The following is a 2,664-nucleotide window of genomic DNA, read 5'->3' as shown; positions in this document are numbered from 1 at the left end:
CGGCCGACCTGCAGGTGCTGCCCACCGACGCGCGGCTGCCGCCGCTGCCCACGGTGGGCCTGAGCGTCCGGTTCGACCTGCCGCGGCCGCCAGCGCTGGTGGTGGAGTTTGCCGAGCACCTGCAGCGCATCGTGCCGGCGCTGTAGGGCTTGGTGGGGCCCTCAGCCCTGCCGCGGCGACCCGGCCGCCTCGTCCCTCGGCTCCGGCTGCCACACGCCGTCGACCAGCCGCTCGTTCGGCCTGAACTGCGCCTTGTAGGACATCTTCGGGCTCTCGCCGATCCAGTAGCCGAGGTACACGTGCGGCAGCTTGAGCTGGCGCGTCTGCTCGATCTGCCACAGCACGTTGTAGGTGCCGTAGCTGGCGTCGGGATCGGGCTCGTAGAAGGTGTACACGGCGCTCAGGCCGTCGTTCAGGATGTCGAGGATGGACACCATCTTCAGCGTGCCCAGCTGGCCTTCGGGCGCCGGCTCGCGGAACTCCACCAGGCGCGAGTTCACGCGGCTCTGCAGCAGGAACTGGGTGTACTGGTCGATCGAGTCGTGGTCCATGCCGCCGCCCGCGTGGCGGCCGGCCTGGTAGCGCAGGTAGAGCTGGTAGTGCTCGGGTACGAAGCACAGTCGCAGCACGCGCGACTGCAGGCCCTGGTGGGCCTTCCAGGCGCGGCGCTGGCTGCGCGAGGGCTGGAAGCCCGCCACCGGCACGCGCAGCGGAACGCAGGCGCGGCAGCCGTCGCAATAGGGCCGGTAGGTGAACATGCCGCTGCGCCGGAAGCCGTTGGCCACCAGGCCCGAGTAGGTGTCGGCGTGGATCAGGTGGCTGGGCGTGGCGACCTGCGAGCGCGCCTGCCGTCCGGCCAGGTAGCTGCAGGGGTAGGGCGCCGTCGCATAGAACTGCAGCGACGCGAGCGGAAGTTCTTTCGGATGGGTCACGGGGCGGCCGGGCGGTGCGAGATCTCGGTCACGCTGGACGATGCAGGATCCGGGCCGGTGTCGAGCCGGAGCTGCGTCCAGTGCGATCGATGATAGGTCCAATCCTCCGGCGGGCGCTGCGCGACGGTGCGCGCCAGGTGCCCCTCGAACGCGGGACGGTCGATCTCGCGTGCGCCCAGCGAGCCGAGGTGCGCGGTGCGCTGCTGGCAGTCGATCAGCGCGATGTCGTTCGCGCGGCAGAACGCCACCAGCGCGGCCAGCGCGATCTTGGAGGCGTCGGTGGCGTGCGAGAACATCGATTCGCCGAAGAACATGCGCCCGAGGTTCACGCCGTACAGGCCACCGAGCAGCCGGCCGTCGACCCAGGTCTCGAAGGAGTGCACCGCGCCGAGGCGGTGCCACTCGGCGTAGGCCGCCTGCAGCTCGGGCTGGATCCAGGTGCCGTCCTGGCCTTCGCGCGGGGTCGTCGCGCAGGCGCGGATCACGGCGGGGAAGTCGTGGTCGATGCGCACCTCGCAGTGCGGCGCGGCGCTGAAGCGGCGCAAGGTCTTGCGCAGCGAATGCGAGAGCTTGAACTCCGCCACCGGCAGCACCATGCGCGGGTCGGGGCTCCACCACAGCACCGGCTGGCCTGCGCTGTACCAGGGGAAGATGCCGCGCGCGTAGGCCTCGGCCAGGCGCCGCGGCGAGAGGTCGGTGCCGGCCGCCACGAGGCCGGGCGCTTCGCTGCCGGCCGGCAGCGCATGGCGCGTGTCCGGCAGGGGGTCGTCGGGGCTTGCAAGCCAGGTGGGCATGCGCGCATTGTCCGCATCCGCCCTCCGGTCGCGTGGCCGTGCGGCCTTGGCTCCGCATGGCTGGTTTGTAAGATGCGACCAATTATCATTTGCAGGCCGCCTGACCCTGGAGCCTTCCCTGATCCTCGACGAACTCGAACCCGGCCAGCACGCCACGGTGGCGGCACTGCGCCTCGCCGGAGCGGCGGTGGACGCCGCGGTGCTGCAGCGGCTGGGCGAGCTGGGCTTCCTGCCGGGCGAACCGGTGCGCCTGCTGCGGCGCGGGCCGGGCGGCCGTGAGCCGCTGGCGGTGCAGGTGGGCGACACGATGTTCGCGCTGCGCCGTGCCGAGGCGGCCTGCATCGAGGTCACGCCGATCGCCGAGGTCGGCCCGTGAGCGCGGCAGCCTCGGCCGAGGCCCGGTTGCTGCAGGTGGCGCTGGTCGGCAACCCGAACTGCGGCAAGACGGCGCTGTTCAACCTGCTGACCGGCGCGCGCCAGAAGGTCGCCAACTACGCCGGCGTGACGGTGGAGCGCAAGGTCGGCGTGCTGCCGCTGAGCGACGGCCGCAGCGTGGCGGTGTTCGACCTGCCGGGCACCTACAGCCTCACGCCGCTGACGCCCGACGAGGAGGTGACGCGCGACGTGGTGTTCGGCCGGCGCGCCGGCGAGTCGGCACCGGACGCCATCGTGGCCGTGGTCGACGCGACCAACCTGCGCATGAACCTGCGGCTGGTGCTGGAGCTGCGGGCGCTGGGCCGGCCGATGATCGTGTCGCTGAACATGGCCGACGTGGCGCGTTCGCGCGGCCTGCAGATCGACGTGGCGCGGCTGTCGGCCGAGCTGGGCGTGCCGGTGGTCGAGACGGTGGCGGTGCGGCACAACGGGCATGCGGCGCTGCGGGCCGAGATCGAACGCCAGGCGCTGCGGTCGGTGCCGCGGCGGACACCGCGGCCTTG

At 72.1% G+C, this 2,664-nt stretch carries 4 protein-coding genes; 2 read left to right on the top strand and 2 right to left on the bottom strand.

What is annotated here, in order from left to right; genetic code table 11:
- Positions 1 to 161: 161 nt before the first annotated feature.
- Positions 162 to 932 carry an arginyltransferase gene (locus x551_RS20885; RefSeq protein WP_036250936.1) on the bottom strand — a complete coding sequence of 257 codons (771 nt, stop codon included), beginning with the start codon at positions 930 to 932 and terminating at the stop codon, positions 162 to 164.
- On the bottom strand, positions 929 to 1,726 hold the full coding sequence (aat, locus tag x551_RS20880) for a leucyl/phenylalanyl-tRNA--protein transferase (RefSeq protein ID WP_036233873.1): 798 nt from the start codon (positions 1,724 to 1,726) through the stop codon (positions 929 to 931). Before aat ends, x551_RS20885 begins: the two co-directional genes overlap by 4 nt.
- Here aat and x551_RS27975 point away from each other — a divergent pair.
- Both x551_RS27975 and x551_RS20870 read left to right on the top strand, forming a co-directional pair.
- The gene (locus tag x551_RS27975; RefSeq protein ID WP_081771437.1) at positions 1,725 to 2,102 is read left to right on the top strand and encodes a FeoA family protein; all 378 of its coding nucleotides are present in this window, start codon (positions 1,725 to 1,727) and stop codon (positions 2,100 to 2,102) included. The two genes, aat and x551_RS27975, sit on opposite strands and share 2 nt — an antisense overlap.
- The coding region (locus tag x551_RS20870) for a FeoB small GTPase domain-containing protein (RefSeq protein ID WP_036250933.1) at positions 2,099 to 2,664 on the top strand (566 nt) is incomplete at its 3' end. The genes x551_RS27975 and x551_RS20870, both read left to right, overlap by 4 nt.

The organism is Methylibium sp. T29 (genome assembly GCF_000576205.1).
Taxonomy (GTDB): Bacteria; Pseudomonadota; Gammaproteobacteria; order Burkholderiales; family Burkholderiaceae_C; genus Methylibium; species Methylibium petroleiphilum.
The sequence above is the reverse complement of the archived record's forward strand: the minus strand, read 5'-3'. Positions and strand labels throughout refer to the sequence as shown.